General features: G+C 70.0%; 17 protein-coding genes. 7 read left to right on the plus strand and 10 right to left on the minus strand.

What is annotated here, in order from left to right; all coding sequences use genetic code 11:
* Nucleotides 1–40 precede the first annotated feature (40 nt).
* Entirely contained in the window at nucleotides 41–1,288 is a 1,248-nt protein-coding gene (locus O3438_RS04075; RefSeq protein WP_269678650.1) for a DUF418 domain-containing protein, read from the plus strand.
* On the opposite strand, the gene O3438_RS04080 is transcribed toward O3438_RS04075, so the two are convergent.
* On the minus strand, nucleotides 1,266–2,339 hold the full coding sequence (locus O3438_RS04080) for a glycoside hydrolase family 43 protein (RefSeq protein ID WP_269678651.1): 1,074 nt from the start codon (nucleotides 2,337–2,339) through the stop codon (nucleotides 1,266–1,268). The genes O3438_RS04075 and O3438_RS04080 overlap by 23 nt on opposite strands.
* 65 nt (nucleotides 2,340–2,404) lie before the next feature.
* Here O3438_RS04080 and O3438_RS04085 point away from each other — a divergent pair, with 65 nt between their 5' ends.
* Nucleotides 2,405–3,091 (plus strand): Type 1 glutamine amidotransferase-like domain-containing protein, encoded by a 687-nt coding sequence (locus O3438_RS04085; protein ID WP_269678652.1) that lies wholly within the window; start codon nucleotides 2,405–2,407, stop codon nucleotides 3,089–3,091.
* 12 nt (nucleotides 3,092–3,103) lie between these two features.
* Here the strand turns inward: O3438_RS04085 and O3438_RS04090 are convergent, their stop codons facing one another.
* The 5 genes from O3438_RS04090 to O3438_RS04110 all read right to left on the minus strand — a co-directional run bounded on the left by O3438_RS04090 (nucleotide 3,104) and on the right by O3438_RS04110 (nucleotide 6,053).
* Nucleotides 3,104–3,775 carry a hypothetical protein gene (locus O3438_RS04090; protein WP_269678653.1) on the minus strand — a complete coding sequence of 224 codons (672 nt, stop codon included), beginning with the start codon at nucleotides 3,773–3,775 and terminating at the stop codon, nucleotides 3,104–3,106.
* A 260-nt stretch (nucleotides 3,776–4,035) separates the two neighbouring features.
* Nucleotides 4,036–4,458 carry an SHOCT-like domain-containing protein gene (locus O3438_RS04095; RefSeq protein ID WP_269678654.1) on the minus strand — a complete coding sequence of 141 codons (423 nt, stop codon included), beginning with the start codon at nucleotides 4,456–4,458 and terminating at the stop codon, nucleotides 4,036–4,038.
* 11 nt (nucleotides 4,459–4,469) lie between these two features.
* Nucleotides 4,470–4,727 (minus strand): hypothetical protein, encoded by a 258-nt coding sequence (locus O3438_RS04100; protein WP_269678655.1) that lies wholly within the window; start codon nucleotides 4,725–4,727, stop codon nucleotides 4,470–4,472.
* The gene (locus O3438_RS04105) at nucleotides 4,727–5,104 is read right to left on the minus strand and encodes a DUF2089 domain-containing protein (protein WP_208745033.1); all 378 of its coding nucleotides are present in this window, start codon (nucleotides 5,102–5,104) and stop codon (nucleotides 4,727–4,729) included. The genes O3438_RS04100 and O3438_RS04105 overlap by 1 nt, the downstream gene beginning before the upstream one ends.
* A 283-nt stretch (nucleotides 5,105–5,387) precedes the next feature.
* A complete protein-coding gene (locus O3438_RS04110) occupies nucleotides 5,388–6,053 on the minus strand; it encodes a TetR/AcrR family transcriptional regulator (protein ID WP_269678656.1) in 666 nt (221 codons plus the stop codon).
* Between the two features lie 104 nt (nucleotides 6,054–6,157).
* On the opposite strand from O3438_RS04110, the gene O3438_RS04115 reads away from it, so the two are divergent.
* The 5 genes from O3438_RS04115 to O3438_RS04135 all read left to right on the plus strand — a co-directional run bounded on the left by O3438_RS04115 (nucleotide 6,158) and on the right by O3438_RS04135 (nucleotide 9,924).
* On the plus strand, nucleotides 6,158–7,072 hold the full coding sequence (locus O3438_RS04115; RefSeq protein WP_269678657.1) for an SDR family NAD(P)-dependent oxidoreductase: 915 nt from the start codon (nucleotides 6,158–6,160) through the stop codon (nucleotides 7,070–7,072).
* 153 nt (nucleotides 7,073–7,225) lie between these two features.
* Nucleotides 7,226–8,203 (plus strand): RNA polymerase subunit sigma-70, encoded by a 978-nt coding sequence (locus tag O3438_RS04120; protein ID WP_269678658.1) that lies wholly within the window; start codon nucleotides 7,226–7,228, stop codon nucleotides 8,201–8,203.
* A 39-nt stretch (nucleotides 8,204–8,242) separates the two neighbouring features.
* Nucleotides 8,243–8,677, plus strand: coding sequence for a DUF6069 family protein (locus tag O3438_RS04125; RefSeq protein WP_269678659.1), 435 nt, complete (start codon nucleotides 8,243–8,245; stop codon nucleotides 8,675–8,677).
* 77 nt (nucleotides 8,678–8,754) lie between these two features.
* Entirely contained in the window at nucleotides 8,755–9,378 is a 624-nt protein-coding gene (locus tag O3438_RS04130; protein ID WP_269678660.1) for a DUF6518 family protein, read from the plus strand.
* 213 nt (nucleotides 9,379–9,591) lie between these two features.
* Complete coding sequence (locus O3438_RS04135) at nucleotides 9,592–9,924, plus strand: hypothetical protein (RefSeq protein ID WP_269678661.1); 333 nt, start codon at nucleotides 9,592–9,594, stop codon at nucleotides 9,922–9,924.
* Between the two features lie 171 nt (nucleotides 9,925–10,095).
* Here O3438_RS04135 and O3438_RS04140 read toward each other — a convergent pair whose 3' ends face one another.
* The 4 genes from O3438_RS04140 to O3438_RS04155 all read right to left on the minus strand — a co-directional run bounded on the left by O3438_RS04140 (nucleotide 10,096) and on the right by O3438_RS04155 (nucleotide 14,475).
* On the minus strand, nucleotides 10,096–10,740 hold the full coding sequence (locus tag O3438_RS04140) for a dihydrofolate reductase family protein (protein ID WP_269678662.1): 645 nt from the start codon (nucleotides 10,738–10,740) through the stop codon (nucleotides 10,096–10,098).
* Between the two features lie 98 nt (nucleotides 10,741–10,838).
* Nucleotides 10,839–11,369, minus strand: a complete 531-nt coding sequence (locus tag O3438_RS04145) for a hypothetical protein (protein WP_269678663.1) — start codon at nucleotides 11,367–11,369, stop codon at nucleotides 10,839–10,841.
* 79 nt (nucleotides 11,370–11,448) lie between these two features.
* Nucleotides 11,449–12,957, minus strand: coding sequence for a DUF1996 domain-containing protein (locus O3438_RS04150; RefSeq protein WP_269678664.1), 1,509 nt, complete (start codon nucleotides 12,955–12,957; stop codon nucleotides 11,449–11,451).
* A gap of 330 nt (nucleotides 12,958–13,287) precedes the next feature.
* Complete coding sequence (locus tag O3438_RS04155; RefSeq protein WP_269678665.1) at nucleotides 13,288–14,475, minus strand: MFS transporter; 1,188 nt, start codon at nucleotides 14,473–14,475, stop codon at nucleotides 13,288–13,290.
* Nucleotides 14,476–14,513: the final 38 nt, after the last annotated feature.

Genomic DNA, 14,513 nt, shown 5'->3' on the forward strand with positions numbered 1-14,513 from the left:
TTAAAGCTGTCGCCGGGCCGGACCGGGGGAGAAGAAGCATATGGACGTGTCAGCGGGCGCGATCGGCGCCACGGCGAGCCGGTCGAGCGCCGGGCAGCGCCTCCACGACCTCGACGCGCTGCGGGGCTTCGCGCTGCTCGGGATCTTCGTCGTGAACATCACCTTCATGGCCTCCGGTTACCCGGGCAACCTGATCACGGACCCGGCGTTCTCGTCGGCCCTCGACGACGCGGCCCGGTTCCTGTCCGCGGTGTTCGTCGACATGAAGTTCTACATCCTCTTCTCGTTCCTGTTCGGTTACAGCTTCACCCTGCAGATGGAGGCGGCTGGGCGCGCGGGCGCGGCGTTCGGGCCGCGGATGCTGCGCCGGATCGCCGGCCTGTTCATCCTCGGTGCCCTGCACACCGCGCTTCTGTACGGCGGCGACATCCTGATGACGTACGCGGTGGTCTGCCTGGTCCTGCTCGCGATGCGCCGGGTCCGCGACCGGACGGCGCTGCGCGTCGCCGGCGTGCTCTACGGGATCGTGCTGCTGAGCCTGCTGGCCAGCGGGCTCTTCGTGGACTCCTCCGCGTTCCTGCCGACCCGAGCCGAGGCGCTGGCCAACGCCGAGAACGCGACCGCCGCGATGCTCGGCGGGTGGGGCGACGTCATCGGCCACCACCTCTGCGGGCTCCCCTTGATGGTGCTCCAGTCCGCGACGTTCCAGGGCCCGACGGCGCTGGCGATGTTCCTGCTCGGCATGGTTGCCGGCCGACGGCGGCTCCTCGCCGGCGTCAGCGGCCACGAGCCGGTGCTGCGGCGGATCCAGTGGATCGGCTTCCCGGTGGGTGTCGCGGGCGGCGTGGTGTACGCGCTGGGCGGCGGCAACGGAGCGTCACTGGCCGTGGGTGTGAGCGCGGCGACCGCGCCGCTGCTGACGGCCGCGTACGTGGCCACGCTGCTGCGGATGATGCACAGCCCGCGGTTCGGGTTCGTGCGGTCAGCCCTGGCGCCGGCGGGGCGGATCGCGCTCACCAACTATCTGGGGCAATCGCTGTTGGGACTGCTCATCTTCAGCGGGATCGGGCTCGGCCTGGCCGGGAGCGTGTCGCCGGTGGGGACGACCGGGCTGGCGTTGCTGATCTTCGCGGCGCAGCTCGCGGTCAGCGCGTGGTGGCTACGCCATCACCGGTACGGGCCGGCGGAGTGGGCGCTGCGGCGGCTGACGAACGGAAGGACGCCACACACCGCCGAGGTCTCCGGCGGGCGTGGTCGACGCGGGATCACTCGAAGAACTTCAGGCTGAACCCGGTGTCGGTCGTCGGGCCGGGCACGTTGGCGCGGCGGTAGGTGGTGTTGCCCCACCAGCAGAAGGTGCCGGTGTACCAGTACCGGTTCGCCCAGGAGTACGCGGTGCCCTTGGGCACGGCGTGGAACATCAACGGGAACCTCGGCCCGGCGGGCGGGCTCGTGGCGATGTCACCGTTGAGCAGCACGAAGCTGTGGTGGCCGGGCCCGTTGACGTGCAGAGTGGGATCCCAGCCGACCATCATGGTGGCCCGGTTCGAGCCGAACAGGCAACCGTTGGATTTGTACCAGTCCCACACGTACGTCGGGTCACCGCCGGCGCGCAGTCGCAGGTCGGCCAGGCAGTACTGGTCGCTCCAGCTGCCGTTGGCGGAGTAGACGATGTGGAGCTGCCCGTTGGGGTCCCTGATCGCCTCGGGAGACTCGTTGATGTATGGGTTGCCGACGACGCGCTCCCAGCTCTCCCGTGGTTGGGAGATGACGAACCGGCTGCCGGTCGGGGTGAGCGGGTCGCTCATGCGGCTGAGGTAGATGTTCTGTTCGATGTTGGTGTCGCCGGCCCAGCCCGACCAGACGAACCACCGCTGCCCGTTGAAGGTGAACAGGCTGCCGTCGATCGCCCACTTGCCGTCGGGCAGGGCGAGCTGCCGCTCGGCCGTGTAGCCGCTGGCCGGCGACGCCGAGTGGATCACGTACATGCGGTGGGCGGCGCCGCGCCCGGCCGAGAAGTAGATGTAGTACCGGCCGCCGTCGGTGACGATCTCCGGGGCCCAGACCTCACCGAGGTTGCGGCTGTCCGTCCACACCTGACGTGCGGGCGCGGCGGCCAGCGCGTCGGGTGACGATGCCTGCCGCACGGCGACCCCGCCGTTGAGCGACTGGACCGAGATGTAGGTGGCACCGACGCGGATCACGCTCGGGTCGGCAGCCCGCAGGCCGGTCTGCCCGGCCGTCGCCGGCCCGGCACCGACCGCGGACAGGCCGGTGGCGAGCACGACGGCCAGCAGGGCCGAGAGGATTCGTGGGAGGGTTCGGTTTCCGATGGTCACGATCCGGGGCCCTTTCCTCGGTCAGCATCGACGCTTGTAGATTAGCTTCAGGAGGGCGGATCGGCATGAAGTTCCTTCTCACCTCGGGGGGCATCAGCAACCCGAGCATCGCCGACGCGCTCGTCGACCTGCTGGGCAAGCCGATCGCCGAGTCCACGGCCCTGTTCATCCCCACCGCCGTCCACCCCTTTCCCGGTGGGGCGGAGAGGGCGTGGAAGGCGGTTCACGGTCGGGCCGACATCCCGCTGACCCAGCTGGGTTGGAAGTCCCTGGGGTTGTTGGAGCTCACCGCACTGCCGACGATCCGGGAGGAGAACTGGGTCCCGGCGGTCCGGGAGGCCGACGCCGTCCTCGTCTGGGGCGGCGACGTGCTGTACCTGACCTACTGGATGCGCCAGTCGGGCCTGGCCGACCTTCTGCCCTCGTTGACCGACACGGTCTACGTGGGGGTCAGCGCCGGGAGCATCGCGGTCACCCCGTACAACTGCGACGCCGAATTCGATCTCGGGTTCGTCCCGGACGGCAGCGACATGGCGAAGGACGCCGACCGGGCGTTGGGGCTGGTGGACTTCACGCTGTACCCCCACCTCAACCATCCGGACATGGGGGACACCACGTTGCCCGACATCCAGAGGTGGGCGTCCGGGATCCCGGTGCCGACGTACGCCATCGACGACGACACCGCCATCGCCGTGGTCGATGGCAATGTCGACGTCGTCTCCGAAGGCGAATGGAAACTGATCAACCCCTGACCGGGGCGTCTTTCAGTCGAGCACCGACTCGCCGCCCGGGTAGGCGAACGACGCGCGCGGCGAGTAGAAACCCCAGACAATGGTCAGCGGATCGGCCGGACGCAGCGCGTACACGGGGTGGTCGGGTTCGAGGAACTCCAACGACTCGACGTCGAACGGGTCGACCGGCTGGGCCACGAACGGGTAGTTGCCGCTGTGCAGCCTGCCGTCCAGCCGGGTGAGGTACCGCAACTGGCCCTGGTTGACGGCGTCGCCGGTGCGCCCGACGCGGGCCGTCGTCCTGATCACGGGTACGCCGTCCGCCTCGGTGGTGGCGATCAGTCGATGTCCGCGTACCTCGATGGTGGTGTTTCCCGGGGTTGCCGGCACGCCCCGGGCCGTGGCGTAGGCCCGGACGACCGGGCTTGAATTGAAGTAATGGGTCCACCAACGACCGGGCGTGACACCGTCGGGGGCTTCGACCCCGGAAAGATCCGGTCCGATGTACGTCAGGGAGTACGCGCCGAAGCCGGAGGTCTGCCCGGCGTCGTCGACGACGTACTGGTTCATGAAGACCTGGCGGTTCGGTGCCGGCGTGAGCCCGTCCGGCACCAGTGCGGCCACCGCGTCGGGGTCGGCCGGCAGCCAACCGAAGTAGATCATCCTGCTGTTCACGACGAGCTGCGGAGCGACGAGTTCGGACACGAGGGGTCCTTCCGCTGGGCATCGATACGTAGCCGCGACGCTACGGAGTGGCCCGACGCCCCGACAACGACGGATTGCCGACATGCGAGCCGTTCGGCGGGACGCAGCGGAGGGACCACCCGTCCGAGTGGTCCCTCCGCTGGTGTGCCGGTGAGTGGCTAGACTTCAGGTTGGCAGTTCACCTGTGCTCTGCTGCGGCGGGCGCAGCCTCGGGAGGGTGTTCCAGCACCCTTCCGAGGGGCCGTCCCGTCGGACGGCGCCTACTCGCAGAAGACCCGCACCGTGGCATCGGGGGAGTCCACCTCCACTGTCACGTCGTCGAGGTGCTCCACCAGCGCCTCCAACTGCTCCGGCTTGAGCTGCGTCAGGTCGATCGGCACGCCCGAGTCGCTGAGTGAGGCGTTGGCCTTGACCAGGGCCTGCGGCGGGACCAGCGCCGCCAGCCGTACGCCGGCCCGCAGCAGTTGCAGTGGCACCCGCACGTTGACCCGCGACGGCTCGCCGTTGTCGGTGGCGTCCACCACCACCCGCAGGTACTTCACCTTGCCCTTCGGTCGGGCGTCGTGACCTGCCACCACCGGTGCCTGGTCCCGTTCGAGGGCGGCGATGAGCTGCTCCGCCTCCTCTGCGGTGATCTTGCCGGCGGCCAGCATGTCGAGGATGTCCTTGCGTTGTTCGGTCATGCGAACCTCTCCTATCGGATGGCCACGAGCACGGCCAGGCGGCCCTGCTCGATGTCGAAGCGGGCGCCGGGCAACGCGGAGACGACGCGCCAACCGGCACCGAGCGCCCGCATCACACGGATGCGGAACACGAGGCAGGCCACGATCGCCGCGAGCACGACCAGGATCACGACCGGCAGGAGTACGAGCGCCACGGGGAGCACCGGGACCCAGAAGCGGAGGGGCCGATGGTCCGGGCGGCGGACCTTGACGGTCACCAGCTGCGGCATCACGATCGGCCGTCCAGCTCGGCCAACGCCTGCTGCGCGGTGATCTCACCGCGGCGCAGCCGGTCGATGATGTCGGCCCGCGACGGTGCCGGGTCGGTCTCGACGAAATCGAGCATCTGCGTGATCCGGTTGAGTCGTGACTTGATCGTCGGGTAGCTCACCCCGAAGATGCGTTCCATCTCCTTGATCGATCCGTGGCAGCGCACGAACGCCGTCACGAAGACCTGGTCCTCGACGTTGAGCTGAGCCAGTTGCGGTAGCTCGAACTCGCCCTCGATCGCGACGCCGTTGCTCGCCAGGCGCACCCGCTCGACGACGAACGGCTGGCCCCGCGTCAGGCTGGTCAGTTCCTGCCAGTCCATCGCCTGCTCTGTCATACCTAAAGTTGTAGCTCAACAATATTGAACTTCCAAGAGGGAGACCTTAATTTTCTTAAGAACGTGCTCATGGTTGCCGGTGTTCAGGGTGTGATCCACTCGCTTTCACGGGAGGCGGGGTGTCCCGACTCCTCGGACAGGCCGGCTTCACGGAACCCGAGTCGATCTCGGCCGGTGAGGAACGAACGGCAGCCTCGAGTCGACCTCGGCCGCTGGGGAACGAACCGCGGCCCCGAGTCGACCTCGCGGCCGGGAGCGAGCCGCAGGGACGTACGCGTCGGACTCAGGAGCGCGGCAGGATGCCCACGAGCGACGTGATGATCGCGATGCGCAGGGCGGCCCGCAGGTCGATGTGGAAGACCGCGAGCGCCGGCTCGGACTCGTAGACGGCGAGCAGGCTGGGTGGCGGCGTGTTGTAGGCGGACAACGAGCCGCTGATGAGCAGGACCTGGAGGCAGAACAACTCGGCCTGGTCGCCGACCTCGGGCAGGTGTCGCCGGACGAGGTCGGCCATCACCGCGAGGTTGGCCATCGCGGCCCGCTTGTGGCGGCGGGCAACCTCGACCGAGACGTTGTGTTCCAGCACCCCGCCCTGCGCACCGTAGAGATCGCAGAGCACCGTCTGGGCGGAGAGCGACAGGCTGAGCACGTCGGCCGTCTGCTCCGCCCGCTCCAGCGCGGACCGGTCCGGGTCGACACCCTGGGCCAGCTCCTGCCCCAGTGTGGTCAGCCAGGTCGTCGTCCGGTCGTCCAGGAGGTCGAGCAGCACCGCCTCGCGGGACTCGAAGTAGCGCAGCACCGCCGTCTTGGCCAGGCCGACGCGCCGGCTCAGCTCGTTGAGGGTCACCGCGGCCACCGGCATCTCGTCGAGCATCGCCGAGGTCGTCTCCAGGATCGCCTGGCGCCGCACCGCACGCTGCTCCTCGCTGCGCGCCCGCTGGAACGTCATGACACCAACCCTAGCTTAGGTACCGCCGGTCTCTTGACAGCGTACCGGCGGTACATTACCGTTCCGAGAATAAGTTACCGGCGGTACATAGGGGAGGACCTGAGATGAAGTGGACCGAGCAGCAGATTCCGCGCCAGGACGGCCGGGTGGCCGTGATCACCGGTGCCAACACCGGGCTGGGCTTCGAGACCGCCCGGCGGCTCGCCGAGCGCGGAGCGTCGGTCGTGCTGGCCGTACGCGACACGGCGAAGGGCAAGCTGGCCGCCGCCCGGATCGGCGGAGACGTCTCCGTACAGGAGCTGGATCTGACCTCGCTGGAATCGGTGCGCGCCGCCGCGACCGGCCTGCACGCCGCGCATTCGCGGATCGACCTGCTGATCAACAACGCCGGTGTGATGTACACCCCGAAGCAGACCACCCGCGACGGCTTCGAGATGCAGTTCGGCACCAACCACCTGGGCCACTTCGCGCTCACCGGCCTGCTGCTCGGCCTGCTGCTGCCGGTGCCCGGCTCGCGGGTGGTCACGGTCAGCAGCACGGGTCACCGCATCCGCGCCGCCATCCACTTCGACGACCTGCAGTGGGAACGTTCCTACGGTCGGGTCTCCGCCTACGGCCAGTCGAAGCTCGCCAACCTGATGTTCACCTACGAGTTGCAGCGCCGGCTCGCCGCGCACGGCACCACCGTCGCGGTGGCCGCACACCCCGGCATCTCCAACACCGAACTGGTCCGCAACGCCCCGGCGGCCGTCCGCCGACCGGTCACCTGGCTCGCGCCGGTGCTCACCCAGAGCGCGACGGCGGGCGCGCTGCCCACCCTGCGGGCCGCCACCGACCCGTCCGTCCTCGGCGGGCAGTACTACGGCCCCGACGGCCTGGGTGAGGTGCGCGGCTACCCGAAGCTGGTCACGTCCAGCCCTGAGTCCTACGACCTGACCGTGCAGCAACGCCTCTGGGCCGTCTCGGAAGACCTGACCGGCGTGCGGTTCCCGGTAGGTCGCGCAGCCGCCGCGGCGTGACCGTGTCCAGTTCGCGGCGCGACCCGGAGAGGTCCTGCCGAGGCCGAAAGGGTGTTGTGCTGACGAACCCCGTTTGCCGAGCCCGGTGATGAGTTTTCCGACCCGGGCCCGTCATACCTACGACAGGACATGACGAGGCGGAAGGATGACGTGATGAGTGCGAATGTGAGGGACCTCGCCGAGGTCGACGAGCCGGAGTTCACCGGGCTGGCGCAGCGGCACCGGCGGGAGCTGCACGTGCACTGCTACCGGATGCTCGGGTCGTACGAAGACGCCGAGGACACCGTGCAGGAGACGTTCCTCCGGGCCTGGCGGCGGCGGGAGACCTTCGAAGGGCGCTCGACGTTCCGGGCCTGGCTGTACCGGATCGCCACCAACGCCTGCCTCGACTTCCTCGCCAAGCGCCGCCCGGAGCCGGCGACCGGCGGCGAGGCTCGCTGGTTGCAGCCCTACCCGGACCGGCTGCTCGACGAACTGCCGGCCGGCGACGCCGACGAACCGGAGGCCGTCGCCGTCGCGCGGGAGACGATCGAGCTGGCGTACGTGGTCGCCGTCCAGCACCTCGCACCGCGCCCACGGGCCGCGCTGATCCTGCGCGACGTGCTCGGCTGGCCGGCGAAGGACGTCGCGGAACTGCTCGGCGACTCCGTCAACTCGGTGAACAGCGCGCTGCAACGGGCCCGCACCGGCATGCGCGAGCACCTGCCCGCCGAACGGCAGGACTGGACCGGCGGCGACGAGAACGCCGAAACCCGTGAGGTGGTACGCCGCTTCACCGAGGCCAGCGTCGCCACGGACATCGGCCGACTCACCACCATGTTGCGCGACGACGTGCGCTGCTCGATGCCGCCCACGCCGGGCCTGCACATCGGCCGTGACGCGGTGGTGAGCGACTGGATCGAGGACGGCTTCGACCGCATGACCGGCCTGCGCGGCGTCCCCACCTCCGTCAACCGGCAGCCCGCCGTCGCCTTCTACCACTGGCGGGAGCGGGAGAACGCGTACCTGCCGCTGACGCTCGACGTCCTGCGCGTCACCGGCGGGGCGATCACCGAGATCACCACCTTCCACGCCGACCAGTTTCGGAGGCTCGGGCTGCCGGAGCGGCTGCCGGCCGACGGCACGGAGTAGTCCCGCTGTCTGCCCCCACCGAACCGATGGAGCACTGACATGACCAGCACGAACGCAGCCCCGGCATCCACTCGGACCAGCCGCCGAATCCTCGGACTCGCCGGCACCGGCCTCGTCGCGACCCTCGGGGCGATGGTGGCCACCACAGCCGCCGCCGCGCTCGCCCAGGCCGCCGGCGTCGACTTCGCGATCCCCGACGGCGGGGAGAGGATCCCGCTGGGCGGGTTCGCCGTGGTGACCGGCTTCTTCTCGGTCGTCGGCACCGTCATCGCCGTCGCCCTGCTGCGGTGGAGCGCCCGCCCCGCCGAGCGGTTCCTCTGGACAGCGGTGACGCTGACCGCGATCTCGCTCATCCCGCCCCTGCTCGCCGGGGCGAACATCGCCACCACCGTCACCCTGCTCGCGCTGCACCTCGTACCAGCGGCGGTCATGATCCCCACCCTGACGCGAAGCCTCCGCGCCCGGGCGGGTTGACGGGCTTACCCCAGCCCTCGACTTTTTGGGGCGGGGGCCGCGGGGTGACGGCCGCATACTCGGTATGCTCCGTGATCATGCGACCTGGTGATCGGACGGTGGCGCTCGCCTCCGTGGTGGGCGGCTTCCTCCTCGGCGTCCTCGACTTCTGCTGGATCAAGTGGCTGCCGTTCCCCGTCGCCGAACTCGGCAACTCCACCGCCACCTGGGCGGTCGCCGCGTTCTTCTTCGGATACCGGGTGCGGTCCGGGTGGCTTCGCGCCGCGCTCGGCGCCACCGTCCTGCTCGTCGTCGCGGTACCCAGCTACTACCTCGCGGCCGCACTCCTGCAAGGCGACGACCTCGCGGTGCTCTGGGCGCCGTCGTCGCTGGTCTGGATGTTCTTCGGGGTACTCGCCGGTGTGGTGTTCGGCACCGCCGGAACGTGGGCGCGCGGCACGGGCTGGCAGCAGATCGTCGGCGCGGCGCTGCCGGCAGCGGTGTTCTTCGAGGAGGCGGTTCGGTTCGCCGGCAAGGCGACCGACCCCGACTACTCCTCCGGCGCGTGGTGGAACGTCGCCATCGACCTCGCCCTGGGCCTGCTGATCGTCGTGCTGACCGGCGGGTCACACCGTCGGCGGGCACTCGTCGTCGCGGTGGCCGTACCACTGGCGGCCGCGATCCTGGTGAGTTTCGCGCTGGTCGGCGGGGCGCTCTCCTAACACCCGCGCGCCCAAGGTCCGCGCAACGTCCGGGATGTTGCTGTCTCCGGGGGGCGGGAGACACCAACATCCCTGATGTTGTGCGGATCTCGGCGACGTGCAGGCGACGAGCGGGCGACGCCCTGGCAACCCGCCGGTGCCCGCGGTGCGGTTCTCATCCGGCCGTCCGACGCGCACCTGCTGCGCGGGCGTCCGTCGGATAGCCTGTCGCCCATGGAATCCGTGGACGTGGTTCTGGCCGTCGCATGCCTCGCGGCCAGCCTCGCCATGGCCGCCGTGCTGCTCTTCCGCAGCCGTGGCGGCACGCAGGCACCCCGGATCTTCGGCCGCCCACAGCCCCTCCCGCGCCTGCGGGCCGTTATGTACGTCTGCCTGGGCCTCGGGCTGGGCGGTGGCTGGCTCGTGAAAGACCTCTTCCCGCCCCACTCCACAGGCGACACGGTGCTGTTCAACGTGGTACGGATCCTGCTCGTGGCTGCCGTCGTGACGGCCCTGCTGAGCGCGCTCCGGCACCCGCGGTCCGTCCCCGACGAGGTCGCCCGCTAGGGCAGCGGTCGCGTCGGCTTGCCGTCCTTGGTCTGCCCGGCAACGGACGTTCGTGCTGGTCGGCGGCATGGAGACTCGAGCAACGTCGCGGATGTTGCTGCCGCCGTCATGCGGGAGACACCAACAACCCTGATGTCGCGCCGATCTCGGCGATGGGGCAGCGGTGCGACGTCAGTCGTCGTGCCGGGCCCCGCGATCGGAGGCCGCCATGTCGCCAGTGGCGGGCGTGCCGTCGGCCAGCCCGTACCGCAGGTAGACGGTGCCCTTCGCGCTGGCCACCGGCGGTTCGAGGAGCGTGAGGTTCGAGGGCACCTCGCCACCGTCGAACACCTTCTTGCCGACGCCGAGCACGATCGGGTGCACCCACAGGTCCAGCCGGTCGAAGAGCTTCTCGCGCAGAAGGGTCTGCACCAGGTTCAGGCTCCCGACGACCTTCACGTGCTCGTGCCGGTCGCGGATCTCGCGCACCGCGCCGACCAGGTCCGGGCCGAGCTGTGTGGACCCGGCCCACGAGAGGTCGGGCGTGCCCCGGGAGGCCACGTACTTCGGGACGCTGTTGAAGAGCGTGGCGATGTCGTCGTCCTGGCTGCCCTCCTGGTGCGGCCAGTACGCGGCGAAGATGTCGTACGTGCGCCGGCCGAGCAGGAGAGCGTCGGTGCCCTCGTACGCGGCCGCGACCTGCGCTCCGGCGACCTCGTCCAGCAGCGGCGCCTGCCAGCCGCCGAACGGGAACCCCGCCGGGTCCTCCTCGGGACCACCGGGCGCCTGCCCGACGAGGTCGAGAGTCGCGAACAGCTCGATGTGGACGAGGCCCATGCACTACTCCTCACGAGGTCGTTGTCTCGACCCAGAGACTAGACCGGTGCCGGAGCGTGGACATGTCGTCGACTCGCCCGGACGGTGGTGTCCGCCGATCAGTCGGCGCAGGGCGTGAACCGGCTCGACCAGTCTTCGTCGGGCCGCCCGTCGAGGGCGAACAGTTCGAAGCCGTTGCCGTCGTGGCTGACGAGCAACGCGTCGCCGAACTCGTACGGATCGGGGGCCTCCTCCTCGTGCCGATCCGTGGACGCGCGTTCCCCGAAGTCGAGCCGCACCCACCAACGAGCGTCAGCTTTCCGGTCGCCTTCGTTCTCGTGTTCGCTGAGCAGCCACGTGCCGTCGGTGGACGTGGGCTTGCGACCGTCGAAGTAGGTACGCCAGATGAACTGGTCGGTCCACGTGTGGCGGAGGTCGCGAAGGAGGTGCGAGAGATAGGTGTCGGACATCGGCTCGACCCGCGACGACCCGTCCTGGCGCAGGTCGATGCGGTCGCCGGAGGAGCCGCACCAGGCTCTCGTCAGGTCGGCGTTGGTGGGGATCGGCGGGGAAGTGGCTGACGTGCAGCCGACGGCGAGGGTCGCCAGCAGGGTCAGCGTGGTCGTCACGGCACCGCTCTTGATCCACACACCGGCCACTCTAGGACCCCCTCCCACAGACAGACGGCCCCCGCACCGGAGTGCGAGGGCCGTCTCTGTCCAGGGTCGGTCAGCCGCCGGCGAAGGTCACCTCGGTGCCGCACTTGGCGTTCTGGTTGAGGCAGGACTTCACCAGAGCGCCGAGGCGGGCAGGCTCCCAGGCGTTCATGAAGTCACCGTGCATGGACGACGGCTTGCCGGAGGAGAGGCTGAGACCGTCACCGCCCAGCGACTGGTAGTTCACCATGAAGGACAGATCCGGCACGGCCACCGGGTACTTGCCGGTGCAGACCCCGTTCACCGGGTCGCCCATGTGTGACTTGTGGTCGGGCGAGTCGATGTTCTTGCCGTCCCAGCAGTCCTTGAACACGAGCTGGAAGATCAGGTTGCCGCCGGGGGCGCAGACCGGCCAGTTGCCGTCGGCGCTGCGGCCGATCTCGGCGCTGCCAGCACACCAGAACTGGTTGCTACCGGCGTTCTTCGGGGTGTCCACCTGCCTCTTCGCGTCACCCTCGACGACCCGCAGGCCCGGCGGGAACGGCTTGACGGTCGACGGGTCCTTGACCCGTGAGCCGTAGTAGACGCGGAAGCTCTTGATCGGCACGGCCTTGCCGTCCTTGCGCAGCTCCGGGACCCAGTAGGCGCTGTTGTCACCCGGGGCGTTGCAGTTGGTCGTCTCGGAGAGCAGCTTGTCCGTCGTGGTGAAGGCGTCGATCTTCGTGCCGAAGAACGTGTGCATGTGGGAGGCGCCGGGCAGGCCGGGCACGACGATCGGGTCGTCCGGCGCGGAGTTGGCGACCTCGCAGTCGGTGTGGAACTCGGGGACCCGGGTGGTGCCCGGCGTCACCGCCTTCGGTGTGATCGCGTTGAACGCGGCCAGTTCCCTGTCCCACCGGGCCTGGTCGACGGGCACCCAGCCGCCGGCCGGCGCGCTCGGCGGCACCGACGTGGAGGCGGACGACGACGGGGTGGCGCTCGGGGTGGCCGAGGCGCTCGACGGCGTGCTCGGCGTGGTCGAGGCGCTGGGCGACGCGCCGACCGCCGGGCCGAACGTGAACCAGTTCAGGTTGACGAAGTCCGACGTCGAGGTGCTCTTCAGCACGGCGAAGACGGTCTGCGGGCCGGCGGGCACGCTCGACGCCTTCGCGGCGACTGTCGTCCACTTCTGCCAACCGCCGGTCTGGGCGATCGGGAAACTGGCCAGCACCGTGCCGTCCTGCGCGCCGAGGCGCAGTTCGACGGTGCCGCCGGCGGAGTTGTGCGAGGACACCCGGGCGGTCAGGTCGGCGCCGGTGATCGACACGCCGTCGTACCGCAGCCAGTCGCCGTTGGCCAGCCAGCCGACGTTGCGGCCGCCGTCGGCGTCGCCGGTGCTCTCGGTCTGCGCGCCGGACTGCGCCGCGAAGGCCTCCGCCTGGACCCGGCCCGGGACGGAGACCTCCTCGGCCTGGGCGCCGGCGATGTAGATGCCGCTCGCGGTCAACGCGGCGGCGACCGCGCCGGCCAGCGTGAGGCGGGTGATACGACGGCGCTTGCGCGCCCGGTCCGGCGGTGCGACATGCGCGGGGGGAGTCCGCATTACCAATTCTTCCTTTGGGTCGACGGCACAGCTGATGTCGAGAAGAATTATGGGCGGGCTGGGGATTCGCATCAACTCGTGGGCGAAGAATTAAGGAGCCCATTCTGGATGTGCCCAGGTGGCCGGCCTGCCGGCGGCGAATAACAGTTTTTCGGGTGCCCGTTCCTTAGATCTTCTTTAAGCGCGCTGCCGCTTCGGACCGCTTGGCAAGGCCATAAGCTGGACATGTGCTTGCCGGCGCCACTGGCGAGTGGCAGGCCGACGGATGCAATCCAGTGTGATTCTGTCGACCGCCAAAAACGGTAATGTGCGAGCGTCGAACCATTCCGCTCATCCGTTGCGTTCGGCGGCAGCGAATTCGGGGCGGTCGGCTTTTCGGGCGACGGCAACCATGATGAGGGTGCTGAGCAATGCCGCGACGGGGGCGAGCGCCAGGCCGTGGCGGACGCCGTTCGCCACCACCAGACCGGTGAGCGCCGAGCCGGCGGCGCTGCCGACGGTGAACGCGGTGGCGACCCAGGCGAACGCCTCGGCGACGGTGCCGGGCACCGCCAGCTCGTCCACCTTGAGGAAGATGGCGGTCAGCGCCGGCGGTAGGGCGAGGCCGCTGATCGCCAGCAACACCGCCATCAGGGCCGGTGGCGGGGTCAGCAGCAGCGGCACGAAGCCGACGGTCAGTCCGGCGGTGAGCAGCGGCAGACGTCGCGCCCCACCGGGCCGTGCCCGGGTGTAGAAGAGGCCGCCGACCAGGGCGCCGGTTGCCTGGGCGGCGAGCAACCAGCCGGCCAGGTGCCGGTTTCCGGCTGCTTCCGCGTAAGCGGTGACCGCCACCGCGATGCCCCCGACCGCCGTCCCCCCGCCGGCCACCCCCACCAGCAGCACCGTGAGCCGATGCACCCGCAGCGGGCCGGCCCAGTGCCGCGCCGCCGGAACACCGCGCCAGGCGCGGACGGCGGGAGCCCGCACGAACGCGATGGTCCCGGCGAGTTGCAGCAGCGCGGCCACGCCCAACCCCGCGACCGGCCCCCCGAGCGCCACCGCGAGCAGCGTGCTCAGCGGGCCCACCACGAAGATCACTTCCTGTACGGCGACGTCCAACGCGTACGCGGCCGGCACCGCCGTCGGAGGTAGCAGGTCCGGCCACAGCGAGCGCAGACACGCCTCCAGCGGGGGAGTGCCGAGCCCGGCGACGGCGGCACCGACAGCGGCGCCGGTCGCACCGAACACGCCGGTGGCCACGAAGCCGAACCCGACGCCGGACAGGACCGCCGACAGGCACAGCACGGGCGGCTGACGCCAGCGGTCCACCGCCCGGGCGAGCAGCGGCGTACCCACCGCCATCCCGGCGGTGTACGCGGCGACGAGCAGGCCGGCCGCGACCAGGCTGAACGACTCCCGCGCGAACAGCAGGAGGGCGAGCGGCCCGGAGGCCGACGGCAGCCGACCCACCTGGGCGGCGAGCAGAACCCAGGGCACCTGCGGGGCACGGAGGACTACCCGGATACCGGTTGAGGACACGAGACATCGCTCCCGATGCGATGGAAGGAATCAAGAGA

It is taken from the genome of Micromonospora sp. WMMC250 (assembly GCF_027460215.1).
Classification (GTDB): domain Bacteria; phylum Actinomycetota; class Actinomycetes; order Mycobacteriales; family Micromonosporaceae; genus Micromonospora; species Micromonospora taraxaci.

What these genes read in the sequence shown, in the direction of transcription:
- O3438_RS04075 (WP_269678650.1), top strand. Translation starts at nt 41, where the DNA reads ATGGACGTGTCAGCGGGCGCGATCGGCGCCACGGCGAGCCGGTCGAGC.
- O3438_RS04085 (WP_269678652.1), top strand. Translation starts at nt 2,405, where the DNA reads ATGAAGTTCCTTCTCACCTCGGGGGGCATCAGCAACCCGAGCATCGCC.
- O3438_RS04095 (WP_269678654.1), bottom strand. Translation starts at nt 4,458, where the DNA reads ATGACCGAACAACGCAAGGACATCCTCGACATGCTGGCCGCCGGCAAG.
- O3438_RS04100 (WP_269678655.1), bottom strand. Translation starts at nt 4,727, where the DNA reads ATGCCGCAGCTGGTGACCGTCAAGGTCCGCCGCCCGGACCATCGGCCC.
- O3438_RS04105 (WP_208745033.1), bottom strand. Translation starts at nt 5,104, where the DNA reads ATGACAGAGCAGGCGATGGACTGGCAGGAACTGACCAGCCTGACGCGG.
- O3438_RS04110 (WP_269678656.1), bottom strand. Translation starts at nt 6,053, where the DNA reads ATGACGTTCCAGCGGGCGCGCAGCGAGGAGCAGCGTGCGGTGCGGCGC.
- O3438_RS04115 (WP_269678657.1), top strand. Translation starts at nt 6,158, where the DNA reads ATGAAGTGGACCGAGCAGCAGATTCCGCGCCAGGACGGCCGGGTGGCC.
- O3438_RS04120 (WP_269678658.1), top strand. Translation starts at nt 7,226, where the DNA reads ATGAGTGCGAATGTGAGGGACCTCGCCGAGGTCGACGAGCCGGAGTTC.
- O3438_RS04125 (WP_269678659.1), top strand. Translation starts at nt 8,243, where the DNA reads ATGACCAGCACGAACGCAGCCCCGGCATCCACTCGGACCAGCCGCCGA.
- O3438_RS04130 (WP_269678660.1), top strand. Translation starts at nt 8,755, where the DNA reads ATGCGACCTGGTGATCGGACGGTGGCGCTCGCCTCCGTGGTGGGCGGC.
- O3438_RS04135 (WP_269678661.1), top strand. Translation starts at nt 9,592, where the DNA reads ATGGAATCCGTGGACGTGGTTCTGGCCGTCGCATGCCTCGCGGCCAGC.
- O3438_RS04140 (WP_269678662.1), bottom strand. Translation starts at nt 10,740, where the DNA reads ATGGGCCTCGTCCACATCGAGCTGTTCGCGACTCTCGACCTCGTCGGG.
- O3438_RS04150 (WP_269678664.1), bottom strand. Translation starts at nt 12,957, where the DNA reads ATGCGGACTCCCCCCGCGCATGTCGCACCGCCGGACCGGGCGCGCAAG.